Here is a 20076-nt window from a genome sequence, read left to right on the forward strand (position 1 = left end):
CCCCCTCGAGATGACAGGAAATACACGCTCGCGTCCCGGCCCCCGCGAGCGTCAATCCTCTCTTTTCAATCCCAGTACATTCGTGGGGGTTCCAATTGCTTGCGCCGAAACCCGTTGGAGAACGGACTACTTCACTTCACGCGAAGCGGAGACCTTGCGGGGGGAGATGCGGCCGTCGGGGGAGACCTGGGCGCCGGTGGTGGGGAAGTCCTCGGTGGTGAGGCGGCGCACGAGCGGGAGCACCTCGCCGGCGGGGTCCGGCTGGGGGATGCCGCGGCCCTCCTGGCGCGTGGGCAACAGACGCCCGGAGAGGAAGCGGCCCTGGGCGTCGAGCTCCACGTCGGCGATCATCCCCAGGCCCTGGGGCCCCTTGAGGTTGAAGGAGCCGTAGGTGGCGAAGTTGCCCAGGGAGTAGAGGATGAGCTTGTCCTTGTAGAACTCGAGCGCGCGCACGACGTGGGGGCCGTGGCCGATGACGAGGTCGGCGCCCGCGTCGATGACGGCGTGGGTGAAGGCGCGCAGGTCGCCCCGGTTCTCGCCGTAGAACATCTCGGTGCCCAGGGGGATGTTGAGCGCCTTGCCCCCTTCCGCGCCGCCATGGAAGGAGACGAGCACCAGGTCATGCGCGGCCTTGACCTGGCGCACCAGGGCGGCGGCGGTGGCGTGGTTGTTGACGTGGTTGCAGTTGGGCGAGGTGTGGAAGGCCACCATGCCCACGCGCAGGCCGTTCTTCTCCACGGTGGCGACGGTGCCCGCGGGGCCGCTCCAGGCGATGCCGAGCGAATCGAGCGTGGCCTCGGTCTCGCGGCGGCACAGCTCGCCGAAGTCACCCGAGTGGTTGTTGGCGGTGGAGGCCAGGTCCACGCCCGCGTCCTTCAGGTAGCGGCCATAGTGCGTGGGCGAGCGGAAGGCGTAGCAGTTGCCCCCGCGGCGGCACTTCTGCGTCTCGCCGTGGTCGCACAGGGGCCCCTCGAGGTTGATGAAGGTGAGGTCCGCGTCGTGCAACAGCGGCGCCACCGTGGCGAGGCTCGCGGCGCCATCATCCGGGGGCAAGAGGCCCTCGGGGAAGGAGGTGCCGAGCATCACGTCGCCCACGGCGCGGATGCGCAGGCGGGCATCGGCGGGAGGCGAGGGGCGAGGGGTCGGGGGAGCCGCGGGCTCGGCGAGCTGCCGCTGGAGGGCCGTCTGGCCCCGGGCCTGGGTGAGGGCGTCCTCGAGATCCGGGTGGGCCGGGTCCAGCCGCTGCACCACGTTCCACGCGGCGAGCGCCTCGGGCCAGCGGTTGAGCAGCGAGTACGCCCAGCCGAGCTCCCACTGGCAGTCCACGCGCTCGGGGGCGGCGCGGGCGCAGGCGGAGAAGGCCTCGAGGGCGGCGGGGGCGTCCTTGGCCTTGAGGGCCTCGACACCCCGGGCGTAGAGCGCGTCCACCTCGGCGGCGGAGGTGGCCAGGGGAGGAGAGTCGACCGGCGCGGAAGCGGACGCGGGGGGCGCGGGCGGAGCGTCGGGGCGGGGGGAGGCGCCTCGGGGGGCGGAGCGGGAGGCGCGGGCGGAGCCAGCGGCATCGGAGGCACGTTGGCCTCGGGGGGAACCGACGGGGCGTCGGAGATGGGACGGCGGAGGGGCTCGGCGACGGAGGCGCGCCAGTTGGCGCAGCCTCCGAGGGAGGAGAGCGCGAGCACGGAGAGCAGGAGGGAGCGAGAGCGCATGCGGGCGCGCATCTTACGGGGGACGCGGGCGGAGGAGGGGAGCGGCACGCACGGGTGGGGCGTGCTCGACGGAAGAGCGGCCGGGCGGGAGGCGGAGCCAGGGGACAGGCGCCTATACTGCGCGCCTCATGTCCCCGCCCGCTCCCGCGCTCTCCTCCCCGGCGGCTTCGTCCGCCCCGGCCGTCCGCTTCGATGGGCTGTGGCTGTTCTCGCCCCGGGTGGACGTGAGCCTCGTGCTGGTGCCCGCGCTGCTCACGCTCGTGGCGGTGTGGCTGGCGGACACGACGGGGGAGGGGCACCAGGGGTACTCGTGGGCGCTCGGGCGATGGGCGTCGCAGTACGTGCTCTTCAATGGCACGCACGTCATCCTCACCTTCCTGCTGGTGGGCACGCGGCGCGAGCTGCTGCGCACCACGCCCTCGCAGGGGTGGCTGCTCCTGGGAGCCTCGTCGGGGGTGTTCGCGGTGTGCCTGGGGGTGCTGTGGTACGCGGGCCAGCACGCGCCCCAGCTCAACCTGATGCTCGCCGCGTGCATCCACCTGCTGGCGGCGCACCACACGCTGTCGCAGGTGAAGGGGCTGTGGGCGCTGCACGGGCTGCGGGCCCGGGCCTCGGGAGCGCCCGCGCTGGGCGAGGCCGAGCGGCGGCTGCAGCGGGTGTTCGTCCCGCTCGCGCTGGTGCTGATGATGGCGCGCACGCTGGCGGTGCCGGTGACGGACGCGGCGGGGGACGTGCCGCTGGTGAACGTGGGGCAGGCGGAGAACGGGGCGCTGCCGTACGCGACGACGTGGGTGCTGCTCGGGGTGTGGGCGGTGTTCGCGGGGCGGATGGTCCAGGCGCTGCGGGGGCCCTCGGGGATGAGCGGCCCGAGGCGGCTGTACGTGCTGAGCCACGTGGCGGTGGTGGGGGTGTACCTGGTGTGGCCGGCGTGGGGCGTGGTGCTCAGCGCGGGCATCCACGGCCTGGAGTACCTCTTCCTCACGGGGCGGATGCTCGAGCCCACACCGGGAGAGCCGGACGCGCGACTGCGCGGGGGCGGGGTGTGGGCGGCGATGCTGGGGGTGATGCTGCCGCTCATCCTCGTGGGCGTGGCACAGAGCCCCTTCGTACCGCTGGTGGACTCGGCGACGGGGGGCTCGGCCACGCGCTGGCTGTTGGGCCAGGAGCCGCTGTGGACGCTCGGGGTGACGGTGACCAACGCGCTGGTGCTCGCGCACTACTTCGCCGATGCCTTCCTCTACCGCTTCCGGATTCCCCGGGTACGCGAGGTGACGCTCGGGAGGCTCGGCCTCGCATGAGGAACCGGACTGGCTGGGGCGGCTGGCCGCTCATCTTCTTCCTCCATGCCGCGTGCGCCACGGACGTCTCCCGGAACAACGCCCGGATGGGTTCCCACTCCCCGTCGCCCGCTCCCCCTCAGCAGCCCGGAGCGCATGCCGCGCTCACGGCGGAGCCCGGCCCTGAATCAGCCACCGTGTACGAGTTGGAATTCATGGAGCCGCGCACTGTCCCCACCCGGCCGGTGCCCATCTCCCCGGGCGAGTTCCAGCAAACCTTCCGGCGGCTCGCCCGCGACGTGCGGCTGAAGCACGGGACGCCACGGGAGGCCGCCCACGCGTTGCTGCGCCCCTCGCGCGAGCCGCGGCAAGACATCGAGACAGTGGAGAGCGGGGGCGACTGGGAATGGGAGACGTACCGGGGCCGGAGCTACACCCTCGTGCCACGCAACCAGCCGGGCCCGGTGTTGCTCACCCCCGTGGCCGACGACGCCCTGAAGGCGCGGTACCTGAAGTGGTGTGAGTACCGGGGCGGCGGAGACTGCCTGGGCCTGTTGGACGATGGGCCCTACCTCCGCGCGGATGACCGGCGGACGCTGGCCCTCGCCTTCGCCTTTGGCTCGGTGCTCGATGAGACCTGGCGGGCCCTGGCACACGAGCTGCTGGATGTGAGGGCGATGGTGTCCCTGGCCGTCTGGACGGTGGCAATCTATTGCATGATGTGGGTGGTGCCCGAGCCCACCACCAAGGCTCTGGCCGCGGGACTGACGGTGATTCTGATGGGGTGGCTCGGACTGGACACCGTCTGGGGACTGATGGACGGGTGGAGCCGACTGGCCACCGAGGCCCATGAAGCCACCACCTTCGAGGAGCTGCGCGCCGCGGGTGACGCCTTCGGCAAGGTGCTGGGCGAGGACGCGGCGCGGGCGATGATCCTGGCGGTGGCCTCGCTCTCCGGGCGCACGATGGGCGAGGTGGCGGCGCGGGTGAAGTCGCTTCCGGGCTTTGGCCTCGCGGGGAGACAATGGAAGGCCCAGGGCGGAGCCTCCGTCATGAGCCGGGTGGAGGCCGAAGAGACGGCACTGGCACGGGAAGGGGCCCTGGCACGAGCGGTGGAGGCGGTGGAGACGGTGGAGACGGTGGCGACATCACCACAGGGTGGCTTCGCGGTGGTGATGCTCAAGCGGGGACCGGGCGGTGGAGCAGGAAAGGCACCTGGAGGCCGATCTTGGGCAACCATCATGCGTCACCGGGGTGGCAACCAACAGGTGGAACTCAGCGATGGCCAACACTGGCATCTGCCACGTGGCAAGTCGGTGGCGGACATTCCCACCGAGGACAGGGTGGGGGACATGATTCAGGAGGTCGTCACCCAGGCTGCGAAGGAATGGGGGCCCCACAGGCTCTCGGCCAACGAAAGGCTCGCCATCGGCGCGGCCCAGAAGAAGGGCAAGTATTGGCTGGCGCGATTGTTGGAGCGAGAGGCCCGGGGGCGCTACGTGCACGCCAAGGTGGAAAAACAATTCCAAGCAATCCTCAAGTGGAACCGCCAGGGTGTCGACATGGTTGACCTCAAGACAGGCCGCCAATACGAGATCCTCTCCGGGACAGAGTCGAATCTGGCGCGACATGGCAGGCGAATGGCGACTGAATTCTTCCGGATGATCACCTTTTAGAAAGATGGCCATGGGCTGGCTCGAGAACGTCATCATCAAGAACAAGGAACTCGAAAACGAGCGGTTCGAGGTGACAGACAAAGACTCGCTCTATTTCCTTGGCCCCGACCTGACGCTGCGCAACTGCACTGTCGTCTTGAAGGTATCAGCCAGGCGATTACACATCCTCGGCGCCCGGTTCATTGACTGCACCTTCGAGGTGAAGCAGGAATTGAAGAACCATCAGGACTGGGTAAGAGCCTCGCTCAAGGGCTGCCGGTTCAAGGGCCGGCTGACGGGCTGTGATTTCGGGCACTGGCCCGAATACGGGAGTGAACCGGAGTATCAGCACGGTTTCATCGAGAACTGTGACTTCACCGAGGCCCGTCTGGATGGCTGCCGCATCATGGGCTGTGACCCAACCCCCCTGCGCTTCCCCAAGTGGCCCTGCTTCACCATTCTGGACCCCATTCGCAGGGCCCCCGAACTCCGTAGCGTCAAGTGGCCGGGTCTGATCGGTGACGTCATCGTGGGCGACCTCCACGCCCATCCAACTCCAACCAGGGCACTGACCTATTACGCGCCCACCCTGGTGGAACGGCTCGAGAGCACGCCAGAACAACTCCGAGCTGTCATCGAGAACTTCGACTGCATCGTCTACTGACCCGAACCCGAGCGGGCCTGGAACGTCCCGCTCCGGGTATGGTTCAGGGTTGGGCGGATTGGGGCGGACGTCCCCGGTCCTTCGAGACGGGTACGTAGCACGTGCCCTGGTACTCCGCCTGGACGTCGAGGCACGGAGGACTCCGCTTCACGGCCAGCCAACATCCACCGTTGATCTCCACTTCATCCACCTGGGGTTTGCAGGGCGCCGCGGCCTGATTCCTGAAGGGTTTGGCGGGCAATGGGTAGGCAAGCGTTCGTGGAACCGGTGACTCCGAGTTGGACAGGAGCGGAGCATCCGCCTCGGAAGGAGCCTCGGACACCACGACGGGTGCGAGCGGCTGACATCTGGAATCACTCGTCGCGTAGAGCCAGACACCGAACGACAGGGAGACGCTCGCGAGGCCCGCGAGGGCGGGCATGAGCCGGGTACACCAGGGCCGGGGCGGACGTCCCGACGCGAGGTGTGCTGACAGTCTGGGATTGTCCTCCACGCGCCGGACCGCCGCGTCCGTCAGCACGAGGATGTCCGCCAGTTCCGTGGCTCGCGCCGACGGGGGCGCTTCATCCACTCGCAGCGACACCGAGGCGGATTCGCGTTTGTAGAAGAGGCTCACGGCCCAGTCGCCTTCGGGCGTCCACTCCACGCGCTCTCCCGGCAGCAACGTCAGGGCGGGCCGGCCCGTCGCCACATGGCGCGCTTCGTAGAGACGACCCAGATCCGGACCCACCTCGTCATAGCGCCAGCCCAATTGGAAGGGCCCCAACCGCCTGTCCTCTCCGCTCTTCTCGTTCGCCACGCGATGCCCCTCCGTGAGCCTTCACGGAAACGGATTTGACCAGTCAAGTCAAGGGAGTTGGCATACCCTGTTGGGTTCCCACCGTGGAGGAGAGGTCATCAGGGCCCGGGAGCCGGGGTGGCCTTCGGCGCCCAGAGCAGCCCCAGTTCCAGCGGCTCGGCGTCGAAGGGTTCGGCACGCACCGTCTCCTCGCCGCCGTGATGGGAGACGAGCCGCCAGCCCTTCTCTCCTCGGCCATACACCTCCAGGGTGTGAGCACGAGGGTCCACCAGCCACGCATGGCCCACCCCCTCCTGGTGATAGATGGCCAGCTTGCGCCCCCGGTCCAAGGCCACCGTCGACGGAGACAACACCTCACATACCCAGTCGGGCGCCAGGTCGAAGAAGGGGTCATCCCGCTCCAACAGTCCGGGGGCCCGCTCCCGGCGCCAGCCCGCCCGGTCCGGCACCAGCACCTGACGGCCCAGGTGCACCTCCGGCTCATTCAGGATCCACCAACCCCCTGGGCTGTCAGGCGACAGGAATTTTTGACCCCCTTACGTCACTAAAACTGACCCCCTCCCAGGGCCCGGTTCCTACGTCGTGATGCTACGTCGTTCTGCGTCCTGTGTCCGCCGGAGCTCGCCCTCGCTGCTTCTCGAGCGAGGGCGAGCGCAGGCGCCTGCCGAGGCTCAGCGCTCGGGTTCAGCTGCGCTGCTGGTGGCTTGTGACGCGCCCCGGCTCAGCAGCCCCGCCTTCTTCTTCTGCCGCAGCCGGTAGCTATCGCCTTGAATCAGCAGCGTGTGGCTGTGGTGCAGCAGCCGGTCGAGGATGGCCGCGGCCAGCACGTCATCGCCGAAGACGCCGCCCCACTGGCCCACCATCTGGTTGGTGGTCAGCAGCATGCTGCCCTTCTCGTAGCGACGCGCCACCAGTTGGAAGAAGAGGTGAGCACTGCGCTTCTCGAAAGGCAGGTAGCCCAGCTCGTCCACCACCAGCAGCTTCGGCTTGGCGAAGTAGTTGAGCTTGTCCTTGAGGACGCCCTCGCTCTCGGCCCTGGCCAGTGCCGCCAGCAGTGCCGTGGCGCTGGTGAAGAGCACCGAGTGCCCGGTCTCCACCGCCGCACGCCCCAGTCCAATGGCCAGGTGCGTCTTGCCCACGCCCGGCGGACCGAAGAGCAGCACGTTCTCGGCCTGGGCGATGAATCGTCCCGTGGCCAGCTCCCGCACCAGCTTCTGGTCCACCGAGGGCTGCGCCTTGAAGTCGAAGTCCTCCAGCGTCTTCACCGCGGGGAAGTGCGCGATGGTGATTCCCATGCTCACGCGCTTGCGCTGCTTGGCCCCCATCTCCTCGCGCAGCAGCGCGTCCAGGAAGTCCAGGTACGTGGGCTCGCCGCGCGCGGCCTCCGCCAGCAGCGCGTCCAGCCGCTCGGCCAGGTGCCCCAGACGCAGCCGCTCCAGGTGCTCGAGCACGCGCGCGTGGACCAGCTCGTGGCTCATGCGGCACCCCGCTTCGCGTCCTGCTCCACCACGGCGGCGTAGTCCTCCAGCGAGCGCCCGTGCACGGCCAGCTTGGAGCCGTCCTCGACGGGCTCCACCGCGCGTGCTCGCCACAGCCCTTCCCAGTGCGCCGGGTCGACGACGCGCCCGTGCGGCTCCTTGCCGCGTGCGTGGGTGGCCACCAGCTTGCCCGCGTGGAAGATGCGCACCTCGGCCTCTCCCACTTGCACTTCGACGCTCTCGCGCACCAGCCGGTGCGGCACGCTGTAGCGCACCGTGTCCACGTCCACCAGCGCGTCGTTGGCCACCTTGCGCTTGAGCCGCTGCTGACGGCGCGGCAGCGAGCGCGCGGGCAGCGGGCGCAGCGCGGCCTTCTCCTCGCGCTCGAATCTGTCCAGGGGCCGCTCGTGCGTGGTGCCATGCACGCGTGCATCCGCCTCGGCCATCCACTTCACCAGGTGCGCCTCCATCGCGCCGAAGGACTCGAAGTCCCTGCCGGCCAGCGCGTTGCGCTTGACGTACTTGACGCCTGACTCCGTCTTGCCCTTGGTGCGTGCGCGGTACGGCCCGCACGCCTTGGGCGTCACGTCCCAGTCCTTGCAGAACTCCACCCAGGCCGGGTGGAAGCGCACGGTGCCGGCCTGTCTGTCGTGCTCGTCCACCAGGGGCCGGGCATTGTCTCCGAGCACCTCCCATGGCACTCCTCCGAAGTGCACGAAGGCCGCGGCCACGCCCTCACGCCAGTCGTCTCCGCGTTGATTGAGGAAGGCCCGCACGAACAGCCGCCGCGAGAAGCTCAGCACCGCCACCAGCAGGAACACCTTCACCACCTGCCCGCCCAGCCGCACCTTCTTCTCGCCGAAGTCCACCTGCATCTGCTGCCCTGGCTTCGTCTCGAAGCGCACCGTGGCCACCTGCGCCACGTGCACCTGCCTCCGTCTCTCCTCCACCGCTCGCTGCACGGTGCGCACGCTGGCCTCCACTCCCTCTTGCTCCAGCAGCGCCTTGACGACGACGGCGTTGCCCTCCGCCGCTCCATTCCACAACTCCACCGCGCGCTGCTGCTCTTCCTCGCCGAGCCGCCTCGCCTTGGGCCTCACCTGCTTGTCGGCCGCGCTGCCCGCACGCAGGTAGCGCCGCACCGTGTTGCGCGCCACCCCCACCTCACCCGCTATCCGCTTGTGGCCCCAGCCCGCCTCCGCCAGCACGCGGATGCGCCGCACCACTTCCTGCTCCACCATCGGCACCTCCGTCGCGCGGGGTGCCACAACTTCCGCCGTCTCTCCCATCGAGCTGACCTCCTTGGTCTGGAGGCCCCGGGAGGGGGTCAGTTTTCGTGTCGCCAGGGGGTCAATTTTGCTGTCGCTCTACATGGGCCCCCCGGCCCATAGCTGAAGGCATTGCCCAGCTTCGCCCCGAGCACCATCGCCATACCCGAGGAGGTGACATCCGAGGTCAGGTGCGCCGCACGTCCAGGAGGCGCCCCTCGCGCAGCCAGCCCTCGGCGTCCCTCCACAAGGGCAGGCCCACGGCATGGACGCGCTCGGGCGCGGTGCGGGTGAGCCACCCCAGCCACGCACAGAGCGCCGCGTCGAGCTCGTCATGCGTGGGCAGCCCCGCTCCCGGAAAGCGCAGCCCCTCCGCCTCGAGCCGCTCCCGCCTCGCCGCCCGTCCCTCGGGGGAGTCCTTCTTCCCCAACTTCTCCACAGCCAGGTGGCGCCACGTGGCTCCGGGAAACGCCTCGAACAAGCGCGCCCGGCCCGGCTCGGGCGTGTCCACGTCCAGCATCTCCAAGGCTCCGAGCCGGTGCAGGGCCGCGAAGAGCAACACGCCACCGCGCACGAAGCCATGGAAGGGCGCGCCCGGCACGGGGAGCACATCCGGAGTCCGCCCCGGAGCCCGCAGCAGTCGCTCCGCCTCGCGCACCCGGGCCCCCGGTCGCGCGAGCGCCTGGGGCCCGTCCACCACCACCACGTCCGTGGGCCCCACGGGAAACGCGGCCACGAGGGCCTCCGGGTCGAGCCGCCCCTCGCCGTCGGGCGCGGGCCACCGCCGCTGCTCGAAGTCCACCCGCCCGTGGACATCCACCACGGCCACGTCCACGGCGCGGGGACTGCGCGCGAACGGATCGCTCAAATCCCAGCCCAGGAAACGCATGCACCGAGCCTACCCGAGGCGCCTGGCCTATGGTTTCCCCTCCTCATACTACCGCGAGCCGCCGCGCGTATCGCTCTCATCGGCTCCATCTGATAGAGCCGAGGCCTCCAGGGCCGTATCGAGTTCCACGGCCCTCTTGCGTTCCTCCCAGTCTTTCAGGGCTGACGCCACGTGGTGGAGGGAGTGACGCTTCAACCTCGGGTGATGCACCGCGAAGTAGTGCTCCCCGGCGATTGCCACGAAGGCATAGGGATTGGCTGGGTGGCTCATCAACCATTCCTCCGCCTCCACGCGTGTGGCGAACGAAGGAGTCCGCGGTGGGATTCCCCTGGCGGTCAGCGCCTCCAGCGCCGGCTCCATGCAATATTCGCGATACATCCCGCGCGTATTGTCCTCACGCGTATACCAGAATTGGTAATACGCATCACCGATGAGGATGCGGACCGGGCTCGGTGGTTCCGCGACGCTCTTCATCCAGGCCTCGGCTTCCTCATGGCTGGTGAAGTGCGCGATGGCCAGCGGGGCATGGTCCAGTTGATTGATGAAGTAGTCCTCGGCCTCATCGAGCTGTCCAGTCCCGGCGATGAAGTCGAAGAGGGCGATGAGCAGGCGCACATACTGCTTCTGTTCGGGCTCGGATGTTTCGTCCAGGGTCTTGAGCAGCAGTTCCACGGCCAGTTCCGCGAGCGTCTCCTCATGATTGTCCAGGCGTACGCTGACGGGAGGGCGTTCCGCTGAAACCTTGCCCTCGAGTGAGTCTTCGAATCGGTAGATCTGGCCGGTAATGAGGACGAAGTGGTTGAATGCGCGTACATAGCGCCAAAGCTTCTCTTCGTCCTGTCGACCCTTCGCCTCCGCTGCCCGCCGCCGGGTCTCGATGAAAAGCGCCGCGCCTGTGAGTTCCTCAAAGATTGTCACCTGCACACCCCCGCGAGCTGGATATCGGAGAGCATTCCCGGGGAGCGTTCCGCCATGACCAGGAGTGGCGTCAAAACGAGTACCGCGCCTGCCGAACCAGCGACCACGACGGCGAAGGCGACACCGGCAATGACCACGACGGTGCCCACGGCAAGCTCCCTGCGATGCTTCTTGAGCCAGTCAATGGCGGGTTCTACCGCATCGAACTCGGCTACGTACTCCTCTGCCCACTCGCCGCGGCCCTTCGTGCATTCAACAAAAGCATCCATGCAGTTTTCCGGACACCACCACCCCTGGCAACGCGCCACGGCTGCCCCCGGGTGTCCAGGTATTTGCGGCGACCAATCGCGAATGGCCTGCCACTCTTGAGACAGTCCTGTTCGCACTGTGCACGCCGCCCCTCACAATACGTATTCAAGCCCGACGAGGAAACCCGCACGATGTCTCGACGGACGTTCATCGTGCTCATGGCGTGCTGGAACTTCGTCAGATCGAATTCCTTCAACGGAATCCAGGCGTGCTCTACCTGCCCATCTGCTCGTCGCTCGAGAACAATCACGTACCTGGCCAGGTCCTGGGGACCGGTGGGTCCGACCGCTGGGGGGCGCGCCGCACTACAGGAAACAAGTACGAAGGCAAGGCTCACCGCCATCGCCCGCTGTGTCACCGAGACCGTCCGCATGAGGGCAGCATCTCCCGAATGGCCCCACAACGGAACCACCTGGAGCATTTCTCACGAGCGCCTCGGCATCCATCAGGGAGCACTTCTGCCCACGGCGCGTGGGCCCGCGCCTACGGCGAGACCATTGGTGCCCTCGCCCATGTACGGCAGGGCACCGATGGCTCGCAGCAAATGGCCCAGCACCTCGTCGAGCGTGGTCCGGCCGCGCCTCAGATGGGGCAGGGGCGGCGCAAACGGCCGCAAGAGGCGCAGCTCGTCTTGTGGACGGTACGGCTCCTGCCGGAGGTCGCGCGCCCCTCAGGTGAGCGAGCCTTCACGCGTACGCCGATCCGAAGGCACTTCGGGCGTCCCCTGGTTTGACGATGGGTGGAAGTTCAACGGATGATTTCCACTCCAAGTACGAACCGGCAACAAGGACTCTCATGAATCGGTCTCGGATACTGTCTGCGCTGGAATCGCTCACGTCATTGGGTCATCGCCTCTGGGGCGGGCACGTGTCGCAGCTCATTCCGTCGCCGAGCGGTGCCTACCAGGCCATCGCTCTGGATGACCACGAAGGCGCGAGTGTTCGTTCCACCGTGATCAAGGTGCTTCGCACCGGTGAACGGACGGCCCACGACACCAAGGCCGTGCAAGAAGTGACGTTGACCTGCAGCTTGCCTCCGCGCATTGCCTGGATGTCGGACAACCTGCTGGTCATCCATGAGCGGGGCGCCCCTTCACGCCCGATGATGCGGGGCGAAGTGTCGTTCGTGTTCTCACCGTGGAAGGTGGAGGCGCTGTCCGCCGAGGCGAAGGAGAGCAAACCCAAGGCGCCGCCTGTCGACTCGGCTTGTGGCTTCCCGGGCGTGACTTTTCCCGCCGACTTCGCCGTGCTCGCGGGCGGTGCCTACGCGGGCAGGGAAGGCACGGTGCGGATCGACCAGAGCGGCCGGGCCGCCTCGACCATGACGGTCACCGTCAACCATCCCGGCAAGCCCGTCGCACTGATGCTCGGTGCCTACGAGCCGACCATCTGGTCGATCCAGCTCGCCCCGGGGACGACCCTCCTCGCCGTGCTGGCCAGCGGCTTCCATCGGCAGGTCGTCACCGGTCTGGATGCCACCACGCCAGTCGCCATCCATACGTATGACAACAAGAGTCCGTGCGGCTTCTTCACGATGAGTCGGGACAACCACGAGGAACTCAACCCCATCGCCCTGCGGTTCTTCGGGCGGGAGGTCGACAGGGTCCATCCAGCGTATAAAGGCGTGGTCACCATGGGCGGCCCGCACAGTACGTCTTCTCCCTGGATGAGCCGGGGCGACGCTCCGGTGGAGGCGTACATCGACACGTCTCCCCCACCGATCAATCCCAGGGAGAGCCTCGACGAGGCCGTGCGTCAGGGCTTGCTGCGACGCGCGAACAGCCTCGACTGGAAACAGTGGGAAACGGAGATGGAGAAACTGGCGGCCGACCGGGGGGTGCCACTGGACTCCATCCGAGGGCCCCATTCACGCAGTGCTCTGTCGCAGATGTCGTTCAGGATGAGCCGCGCGTACGTCGTCCTGCAACCCATGACGCTCCCGCCCCGTCTCTGTGGCGCACTGTCGGCGGTGTTCTTCGTTCCCAAGGGCGTCGAACGTCCGCGCGGCGACCCCGGTCACTCCTCAATCTATGACTTCAATGACATGAGCTACACCGATGCCTTTGGCCACGAATAGCCATCCGGGAGAGGTGTTCTCATCGGGAACAGCCTGAAGAGCACGTTGCGGCGGGGGCCTCGTGACCCACGGGACACAGGCCCCGCGGTTCATCGGGTCTCTCCGGCGGCGGCGGCCTCGGCCTGGATCCGGGGAAACTCGGCGGCCATCGCCTGCGCCAACGCGTTCGCCGCCGAGAGCGGACGCACCATCACGGTGAGCTCGCTGATGCGCCCGGCGTCGTCGAGCCGGATGAGATCGAGCCCGTGGACGCTGACCCCGTTGACGACGGTCTCGAACACCAGGGCCGAGCCGCGGCCGTCCGCGTCGGCCAGCTCGCGGACGTAGCGGAAGTCGGTGAAGACCCGGCCGACCCCGCGCAGGATCGCGGCCACGACGGCGCGACCCTGGTACGGGCGGAACGCGACGGGGCTGCGGAACACGACGTCGTCGGCGAGCAGGTCGCCGAGGGCGGTGAAGTCACCGGCCTCGACGGCGGCACGGAACTCAAGCATGTGGACTCCTGTGATGCGATGGCGGGGTGAACTCGAAGACGGCTGCCCCGTTGAGTATAAGTAGAGGAAACGGCGAGTGTGGTGGCTTTCCTCGTGGGCGAGGAGTCCGGCCGGGTCCACGGCCAGGTGCTGCGCGTGAACGGTGTCTGGAAGGGGGCGAGCGCTTCGGTGCCCCAGAGTGGATGGGCGATCAGCCGAGGAAGCGCCGCTCCCAGTGCCGCACGTCCTCAAGGGTGAAAGCGAGCCGTCGCGCGGCCTGCGGTACCACGGTTTCCTCCCCAGCCACTCGTGCACAGAGCGCCGGGTTCTGCCGACAAGCGCTCGTCGCCGAGTCGAAGGACTGGGCGTAATGCTGGACATGAGCGCCCACCGCGCTGGTTGGAACATGGGACCTCCCAATATGGTCTGCTTGCCTTGGAACCACCGGCAACCTTACGTCGGGCCGAAGAGGACCCTGTGGCTCGTACGGACGGGAAAGTCCAGAATCCGGCACGCTTGCATCAGGAGTCGAGGAAGCGGCGCCACCATGACTGAGTCTCGGAGGGAGAAGCGCCCACCAGGGCGTAGTCCTCCGACCACGTGGACAGCCAGGGTTCCAAGGCCCGTGCCAGCTCCCGATAGTCAGGCAGGGAGTCACCCCGAGACGTGTCTCCCGCCTTTGGCCACTGCCCGAGTGTCACCACGGCTCGTCCTCCATCCATCTCCTGGACATGGGTGCCCGGGGAGTACAGCCGGTCCTGGAGGCCGCCAATGCCTCCCACTTCGCCGAGCAGGGACTGGCCCAGGAGGTTGATCCAATGGACACCATCGATCCGCCGCCCCAGTGACGTACTTCCATGGGTCACGTCGATGCCCGGATGACGAAAGGCTTCTTCGCGAATCTGCCCAAAAGACAGAGTAGAGGAGTGGGTGGAGGAAAAGGCGAGGCCCGCGTGCCCCGACGAGAAAGGCAACAGGCTGGCCAGTTCCAGGATCAACTCGCGCATCCTCTTGGGCCCTCGTTCTTCCAGGTCCTCCGTGGGCCAGGAAAAGCTCACCAGACTGACGGTGCTGCCCGGATCGCGCCAGGGCAGACGGGCCCGATAGAAGAAGCCATAGCCGCTGACCCCAGCGGCTCCCCCCGATAATTCCACGGCGCGCTCGAATTGATTCTTGATGTACCGCTGAGCCTCCTGGGGATTCTCCAGGTCATCGAGGAAGCGGCCCCCTCGGGGTGGGGCCATCACGGCGCGGATGATCTCCCAGTTGTCGTCGTCCAGTGGGAAGGGCTCGGTCTCGAGGTCATACCACTCGGAGAGGATCTCAGGCCCTTGTCCGATGGTGCTCAGGTAGAGGTCGAGCGCCTGGCGCACGGAGAGCGCGAGGTCATGGTGGTCGAAGGGCAGATGCAGGACGAGCCGGACCACTTCGCGCCGGATCAGGCGCTCCTGTCCCGACTGGGACGAGTAGATACGGATGCGAGGAATGGGGTGGCTCACCAAGCGGGGCAGAAGTACCGGTGAACGCTCCGCTCGTCCACCCCACTCACCCCAAGCCCCTCGAAACCGAGGGTGACCTCGCCGCCTCAGGCGGCCTGCGCCACGCGTCCGGCCGAGGCGCGCGCCGCGGCCACCGCCGCGTCGATGTCCAGCTTGCCGCCCGAGCTCACCTTGCCCTTGAGGTCCGGATCCTTCTCCGTGGTGGCCACCAGCATGTCGCGCACCTCGGCCGCCGTCAGCTTCGGGTTCTCCGCGAACATCAGCGCCGCGGTGGCCGCCACGCGCGGAGTCGCCATCGACGTGCCGCTCATCTCCTCCCAATCACCACCGGGCACCGTGCTCAGCACGTCCTCGCCCACCGCCGCCATCTCCACCACCTTGTCCCCGTGCGAGGAATAGCGCGCCAGCTTGTCATTGCGCTTGTCCATGGACGCCACCGTCAACACATTGGGCAGATCCAGGTTCGCCGGGAAGTCCTTCACGTTGTTCATGTTGCTGCCATTGCCGTTGGCCGTGGCCGCCACCAACAGGATGTCCGCATCCGCCAGCTTCTGCACCGCGTCCTTCCAGCGCTTCTGCGAGGCCGCGTCCCGGTACTCGTCACCGAAGCTCGCGTTCACCGCGCGGATGTTCGCGCCCTTGCTCTTCATGTCCACCACGTAGTCCACCGAGCGCTCGAAGTTGGTGAGCAGATCCGCTCCGTCGTAAATCCCTCCCACCGACAGGATCTGCGCCTTGCCCGCCGCCACGCCGGTGTTGCCCAGCCCGTTGTCCGCCGCCGCGATGATGCCCGCCACGTGCGTGCCGTGATCCATGCCCTCGCCCCGGAGCGGATCCCCCGAGCCGAAACCCACGTTGAAGCCGTGGATGTCGTCCTCGATGCCGTTGCCATCGTTGTCGAGGCCGTCACCCGCGACCTCCCAGGGGTTGGTCCACATGGAGTCCTTCAGGTCCGTGTGGTTCCAGTCCACGCCGCCATCGAACACGGCCACCACCGGCGGGCCCGACAGGGGCACCGGCTTGGAGTCCGCCACGCTCTTCAGTGACGCCGTCTTCGACAGCAACGCGGCGGGCGGCGTCTCCGTGCCACTCGGGCGCCGGCCCGTGGGCCGATCCACGAAGTTCGAGCGCGCGTCGAAGCCCGCCGCCTTTGGAGCCGAGGCACGGGGATCCTCGACCGGAGCGCGCACGGTCGGCGCCTCGGTGCGCACGCGCGACGACGGGAGGGACGAGGTGGAGATCTTGGAGAGGGTCGTCATGGTGGGTACCTCGGGAGGAGCGTCGAAGGGGATGGTGTGTGAGCCTGACTCCTGATTTGTCGGCACATGGCGTCAAATGTTTCCCCATTCTGTATATTTCATGATTTCCACCTACATTTACCTCCCGACACTCACCTCTCGAGAGCCGAGAAGAACGTGCGGTGGGAGAGGAGGGGAATCAGGGCGGGGCGCGCGTCAAAGACAAACACCCCACGGAGGGGGCCGGGTACCTCCGGCCCGCGCGCTCACTTGTTCTTCTTCACCAGCTTCGCCTTCGCGGGCTTCTTCGCCCCCCGGCACAGCGGGTGGGGCTTCTTCTGCGCCTCGGCGAGCACGAACGAGCGCTTGCCGCTGCACGCCACGCGCAAGTCCGGGTTGTCCTCCCGGGGCACGCGGAACACCTTCGCGCTCGCGCCACGCAGTTGCTCGTGCTGCCACCACACGTTGGCGCGATCCTTCCCGTACATCCCCTCGCCACACTCCGCGGCGGGCAGCCGCCCCTGCACCGAGGCGAAGGACGGCGCATGCGCCCCCTCGAGCGAGCGCGTGCCGAAGAAGACACGGCCCGCGTAGCGCACGAAGCCGCACCCCAGCTCCTCGTACCCCGCCCCTTCGTCGCGCGGCACGGCGATGAAGGCGGGCAGCGCGGGCCGATCCGTGTGGTTGAGGTAGAAGAAGCGCGCGTCGCGCGGCCGGCACCCCTCCACCACCTCGAAGGTCTCCGCGTCCGCCAGGTCCAGGCGCGTGAGCACCTCGCCCCGCTCGCCGCCCGGCTCCTCCTCGGTGTCACCCGCGGCCAGCGGCTTGTGCCAGTAGATGCTCGTGGCGTAGCGGATGAAGCCGCACCCGAGCGGCTTGAAGGAGTCCGGCGCGAAGGGGATGGCCGGTCTGTCCTTCAGTGGACGTTGCAGGAGCAGGGTGCAGCCCCGCCGTACCCGCGTCCCATCCGCGTAGAAGCCGTGCCCGAGCGGCTGCAACTGGCCCTCGCTCGGGCCCACGTCCTTGTTCCCGCAGTGGGTGATGGTCTCCTCCACGGGCGGAGGCGCGGGCTGGAGTGTGTCGGCGCGCTCGGCCGCGGGTGCCTCCGCCGCGGGGGCCGCCGTCGGGGGCGCCTCGTCCTGGGCGCGAGCGAAGGAGCCCATGGGGAGCGTTCCCACCAGGAACGCCAGGGGGGCTCCGAACCGTCGCCATGGATGCTTCGTGCTTCCCATATGGCGGCGCATCATGGCGTGTCTTGGTGCCCAAGCGGGAAGAAACCCGCGTGTTGGTGCGCCCCGGACGCACGCACGCAAGGCGGGCGCTCGAGGCACGGCGGAGCCCGGCGCGGGGGCCGCATGGTAGCCTGGGTCCCGTCTTCCCCGAATTCCGGAACAGCCCCCATGCGCACGTCCGTCCTTCCCCTTCCGCGACTCACGCCGCTGTTGCTGGCGGCGCTGGTGGCCCTGTCGGGCTGCCGCCCCACTCCCACCGAGGTCTACACCGAGGTCGAGTTCGACGTGACGGTGCCCCCGGAGACCCCCGTGAACGCCCAGATCTTCCTCCAGGGCGAGCACCCCGCCTTCCGGGCCTCCGCGCGGGGCCTGGAGCTGTTCTACCAGGGCGGTCAGCTCTTCTCGGCCCGGGCGAAGCTGCCCGAAGGCCAGGAGGTCACCTTCACGGCGAAGATGGCCTCGGCCGAGGAGCAGGTACCGCTGGAGCTGTCGGGACGGCCGGCGGGTTCCTGGCGCTACGCCGCTCGCGCCGACGAGGAGAAGGTGGGCTTCACCGTGGAGCGCTGGGGCCCACCCGGGGGGCGCACCGGTCCGCAGACGGTCTTCCTGGTCACGGTGCCGGCGACGACGCCTCCGGACGACGTCATCTGGTTGTCCGGCAATCAACCCGAGCTGGGCAATTGGAATGGCGCCGGCGTGAAGCTGCACAAGGCCATGGACAATCGGTATGCCGCTTCCCTGTCCTTCCAACCGGGCACATTATTGGCCTTCAAGGCGACGCGCGGTTCCTGGGAGACGGTGGAGAAGGACGCGATGGGACAAGAGATCGAGGATCACGTGTTCAGGACCGGCGAGGACTACGAGCACGTCCCGTTCACCGTGGAGTGGTGGGCGGACTTCGGCACCATGCCGCCCCCCCAGGTGCGCACCGGCAACATCAAGTACCACTTCGGGGTGCAGCCCAAGGACGATACGCTCCGGGCGCGCGACGTCATCGTGTGGTTGCCGCCCGGCTATGAGGAGCCAGAGAACGCCTCGCGCCACTACCCCGTGCTGTACATGCACGACGGGCAGAACCTCATGGACGCCACCACGGCGGCGTACGGGAGGGAATGGAACGTGGACGAGACGGCGCAGCAGCTCGTCGAGGCGGGTGAGGTGGAGCCGCTCATCATCGTGGGCATCTACAACGCCGAGGAGGAGCGCATCGCCGAGTACACGCCGGTGCCCTTCCCGCCCAACTACCCCGAGGCCGGCCGCGCCGCCGCGTATGGCCGGTTCCTCGTGGAGGAGCTCAAGCCGTTCATCGACGGCGAGTACCGCACCCGGACGGATGCGGCCTCCACGGGCCTGGCGGGCTCGTCGCTCGGGGGGCTCGTGTCGCTCTACCTGGGCCTCGAGTACCCCGACACCTTCACCCGGCTGGGCGTCATCTCGCCCTCCGTGTGGTGGGCGGACCGGGAGATCCTCCAGCGCGTGGAGCAGTACAACGGCCCCACGTCCCTGCGTATCTGGGAGGACATCGGCACCGACGAGGGAGATGGCCCCGAGGCGGAGACGGTGAGCGATGCCGAGGACCTGTACCAGGCGCTGAAGGCCAAGGGCTGGAAGGACGCGGACCTGAAGTACACCGTGGTGCAGGGTGGCCGGCACAACGAGAGGGCCTGGTCCGAGCGCTTCGGAAAAATCCTGCGCTTCCTCTTCCCGTCCATGCCCTGACTCTCACTCCCCGCCGTGCCCCTCCCAGAGGGGAGCGGGACGCTCGGCCCGGGGCGGCTCCATGAGGGCCGCCACCTCGGGGGAGTAGCCCCCCGGCCCCTCGCCATGGGCCAGCAGGGGAGGACGCACCGCGAGCCCCCGCTGCCGATCGCGCACCGCGTGCACGAGGAAGCGCGTGGCGGGAGCGCCCGCGCGCGCATGCACGAAGCGCAGGGCCATGGGGTGGAGCCGCGCCGCGCTCAACAGCCCGAGCACCTCGGCCACCCGCGCCGCCGGGTAGATGAGGCTCACCCGCCCCCCGGGAGGCAGCGAGTGCCGGGCGGCGGCCACCACCGCGGCCGCGTCACACGTCAGCTCCTGCTTGGACACGGCCCGCTCGTCATCCGGGCTGCGCACCCCCGCGTGGGCCGGACGGAAGGGCGGATTGGACACCACGTGCGCGTACGCCCCCGGGGCCCAGGACGTCCGGGCCTCGCGCAGGTCCCCGAGCACCGGCCGCACCCGCCCGTCACAGCCGTTGAGCGCCACGGCGCGCGCGAGGCGCGCATGTACCTCGGGCTGCAGCTCCAGCGCGTCCACGGGGCCCAGGCCGAACTGACACGCGAGCAGGAAGGACACCACGCCACTGCCCGCCCCCAGCTCCAGCAGCGGCCCCTCCACCTGTCCCCCCTCGGTGGCCGCGAAGGCCGCCAGCAGCACCGCGTCCAGGGTGAAGCGGTAGCCGCCACGACGCTGCCACACGCGCACGCCCGCGGTGCCAATCGAGTCGAGCGTCTCGTCGGATGGAAGAGGAGTGCTCACGCCCAGCGAATCCTCCCACACAACTGTCGGACCCAGGGCGCCCGCTCTATCCAACCGTGTACACGCCCGTGCTCG

At 68.4% G+C, this 20076-nt stretch carries 18 protein-coding genes; 5 read left to right on the plus strand and 13 right to left on the minus strand.

What is annotated here, in order from left to right:
- Positions 1 to 126: 126 nt before the first annotated feature.
- Complete coding sequence (locus CYFUS_RS00090) at positions 127 to 1428, minus strand: CapA family protein (protein ID WP_232537277.1); 1302 nt, start codon at positions 1426 to 1428, stop codon at positions 127 to 129.
- 406 nt (positions 1429 to 1834) lie between these two features.
- On the opposite strand from CYFUS_RS00090, the gene CYFUS_RS00095 reads away from it, so the two are divergent.
- Genes CYFUS_RS00095 through CYFUS_RS00105 form a run of 3 tightly spaced genes read left to right on the plus strand, consistent with a single transcriptional unit; the run spans position 1835 to position 5302 of the window.
- Positions 1835 to 3004: a hypothetical protein gene (locus CYFUS_RS00095; RefSeq protein ID WP_095983340.1), complete on the plus strand. Its 1170-nt coding sequence runs from the start codon at positions 1835 to 1837 to the stop codon at positions 3002 to 3004.
- Positions 3001 to 4659 (plus strand): hypothetical protein, encoded by a 1659-nt coding sequence (locus CYFUS_RS00100; RefSeq protein ID WP_095983341.1) that lies wholly within the window; start codon positions 3001 to 3003, stop codon positions 4657 to 4659. Before CYFUS_RS00095 ends, CYFUS_RS00100 begins: the two co-directional genes overlap by 4 nt.
- Before the next feature lie 10 nt (positions 4660 to 4669).
- The gene (locus CYFUS_RS00105; protein ID WP_095983342.1) at positions 4670 to 5302 is read left to right on the plus strand and encodes a pentapeptide repeat-containing protein; all 633 of its coding nucleotides are present in this window, start codon (positions 4670 to 4672) and stop codon (positions 5300 to 5302) included.
- Between the two features lie 43 nt (positions 5303 to 5345).
- Here CYFUS_RS00105 and CYFUS_RS00110 read toward each other — a convergent pair whose 3' ends face one another.
- From CYFUS_RS00110 to CYFUS_RS00140, 7 genes are all read right to left on the minus strand, one after another.
- Positions 5346 to 6101 (minus strand): hypothetical protein, encoded by a 756-nt coding sequence (locus tag CYFUS_RS00110; RefSeq protein WP_095983343.1) that lies wholly within the window; start codon positions 6099 to 6101, stop codon positions 5346 to 5348.
- Positions 6102 to 6199: 98 nt separating this feature from the next.
- On the minus strand, positions 6200 to 6622 hold the full coding sequence (locus CYFUS_RS00115; protein ID WP_332468451.1) for a Uma2 family endonuclease: 423 nt from the start codon (positions 6620 to 6622) through the stop codon (positions 6200 to 6202).
- Between the two features lie 150 nt (positions 6623 to 6772).
- Complete coding sequence (istB, locus tag CYFUS_RS00120; protein ID WP_095983344.1) at positions 6773 to 7579, minus strand: IS21-like element helper ATPase IstB; 807 nt, start codon at positions 7577 to 7579, stop codon at positions 6773 to 6775.
- Entirely contained in the window at positions 7576 to 8820 is a 1245-nt protein-coding gene (gene istA, locus CYFUS_RS00125; RefSeq protein WP_095991713.1) for an IS21 family transposase, read from the minus strand. Before istA ends, istB begins: the two co-directional genes overlap by 4 nt.
- A 214-nt stretch (positions 8821 to 9034) precedes the next feature.
- Positions 9035 to 9736, minus strand: coding sequence for a DUF429 domain-containing protein (locus CYFUS_RS00130; RefSeq protein ID WP_095983345.1), 702 nt, complete (start codon positions 9734 to 9736; stop codon positions 9035 to 9037).
- 48 nt (positions 9737 to 9784) lie between these two features.
- A complete protein-coding gene (locus tag CYFUS_RS52165; protein WP_232537278.1) occupies positions 9785 to 10654 on the minus strand; it encodes a hypothetical protein in 870 nt (289 codons plus the stop codon).
- Complete coding sequence (locus CYFUS_RS00140) at positions 10651 to 10923, minus strand: hypothetical protein (RefSeq protein ID WP_232537279.1); 273 nt, start codon at positions 10921 to 10923, stop codon at positions 10651 to 10653. Before CYFUS_RS00140 ends, CYFUS_RS52165 begins: the two co-directional genes overlap by 4 nt.
- 907 nt (positions 10924 to 11830) lie before the next feature.
- On the opposite strand from CYFUS_RS00140, the gene CYFUS_RS00145 reads away from it, so the two are divergent.
- Complete coding sequence (locus CYFUS_RS00145) at positions 11831 to 13039, plus strand: hypothetical protein (RefSeq protein WP_157758135.1); 1209 nt, start codon at positions 11831 to 11833, stop codon at positions 13037 to 13039.
- Positions 13040 to 13128: 89 nt separating this feature from the next.
- Here CYFUS_RS00145 and CYFUS_RS00150 read toward each other — a convergent pair whose 3' ends face one another.
- The 4 genes from CYFUS_RS00150 to CYFUS_RS00165 form a co-directional block, all read right to left on the minus strand.
- Entirely contained in the window at positions 13129 to 13533 is a 405-nt protein-coding gene (locus CYFUS_RS00150; protein ID WP_095983347.1) for a nuclear transport factor 2 family protein, read from the minus strand.
- A gap of 500 nt (positions 13534 to 14033) precedes the next feature.
- The gene (locus tag CYFUS_RS00155) at positions 14034 to 15011 is read right to left on the minus strand and encodes a type VI immunity family protein (protein ID WP_157758136.1); all 978 of its coding nucleotides are present in this window, start codon (positions 15009 to 15011) and stop codon (positions 14034 to 14036) included.
- 86 nt (positions 15012 to 15097) lie between these two features.
- Entirely contained in the window at positions 15098 to 16270 is a 1173-nt protein-coding gene (locus CYFUS_RS00160; protein ID WP_095983349.1) for a S8 family peptidase, read from the minus strand.
- Between the two features lie 245 nt (positions 16271 to 16515).
- Complete coding sequence (locus CYFUS_RS00165; protein WP_157758137.1) at positions 16516 to 17412, minus strand: hypothetical protein; 897 nt, start codon at positions 17410 to 17412, stop codon at positions 16516 to 16518.
- A gap of 237 nt (positions 17413 to 17649) precedes the next feature.
- On the opposite strand from CYFUS_RS00165, the gene CYFUS_RS00170 reads away from it, so the two are divergent.
- A complete protein-coding gene (locus CYFUS_RS00170) occupies positions 17650 to 19200 on the plus strand; it encodes an alpha/beta hydrolase-fold protein (RefSeq protein ID WP_095983351.1) in 1551 nt (516 codons plus the stop codon).
- 3 nt (positions 19201 to 19203) lie between these two features.
- Here CYFUS_RS00170 and CYFUS_RS00175 read toward each other — a convergent pair whose 3' ends face one another.
- A complete protein-coding gene (locus CYFUS_RS00175; RefSeq protein WP_095991716.1) occupies positions 19204 to 20001 on the minus strand; it encodes a tRNA1(Val) (adenine(37)-N6)-methyltransferase in 798 nt (265 codons plus the stop codon).
- Positions 20002 to 20076: the final 75 nt, after the last annotated feature.

The organism is Cystobacter fuscus (genome assembly GCF_002305875.1).
Taxonomy (GTDB): domain Bacteria; phylum Myxococcota; class Myxococcia; order Myxococcales; family Myxococcaceae; genus Cystobacter; species Cystobacter fuscus_A.

Bases quoted from the DNA above. Each gene is read 5' to 3' on its own strand.
- CYFUS_RS00095 (WP_095983340.1), top strand. From the start codon at position 1,835: ATGTCCCCGCCCGCTCCCGCGCTCTCCTCCCCGGCGGCTTCGTCCGCC.
- CYFUS_RS00100 (WP_095983341.1), top strand. From the start codon at position 3,001: ATGAGGAACCGGACTGGCTGGGGCGGCTGGCCGCTCATCTTCTTCCTC.
- CYFUS_RS00105 (WP_095983342.1), top strand. From the start codon at position 4,670: ATGGGCTGGCTCGAGAACGTCATCATCAAGAACAAGGAACTCGAAAAC.
- istB (WP_095983344.1), bottom strand. From the start codon at position 7,579: ATGAGCCACGAGCTGGTCCACGCGCGCGTGCTCGAGCACCTGGAGCGG.
- istA (WP_095991713.1), bottom strand. From the start codon at position 8,820: ATGGTGGAGCAGGAAGTGGTGCGGCGCATCCGCGTGCTGGCGGAGGCG.
- CYFUS_RS00130 (WP_095983345.1), bottom strand. From the start codon at position 9,736: ATGCGTTTCCTGGGCTGGGATTTGAGCGATCCGTTCGCGCGCAGTCCC.
- CYFUS_RS00140 (WP_232537279.1), bottom strand. From the start codon at position 10,923: ATGGATGCTTTTGTTGAATGCACGAAGGGCCGCGGCGAGTGGGCAGAG.
- CYFUS_RS00150 (WP_095983347.1), bottom strand. From the start codon at position 13,533: ATGCTTGAGTTCCGTGCCGCCGTCGAGGCCGGTGACTTCACCGCCCTC.
- CYFUS_RS00160 (WP_095983349.1), bottom strand. From the start codon at position 16,270: ATGACGACCCTCTCCAAGATCTCCACCTCGTCCCTCCCGTCGTCGCGC.
- CYFUS_RS00165 (WP_157758137.1), bottom strand. From the start codon at position 17,412: ATGGGCTCCTTCGCTCGCGCCCAGGACGAGGCGCCCCCGACGGCGGCC.
- CYFUS_RS00170 (WP_095983351.1), top strand. From the start codon at position 17,650: ATGCGCACGTCCGTCCTTCCCCTTCCGCGACTCACGCCGCTGTTGCTG.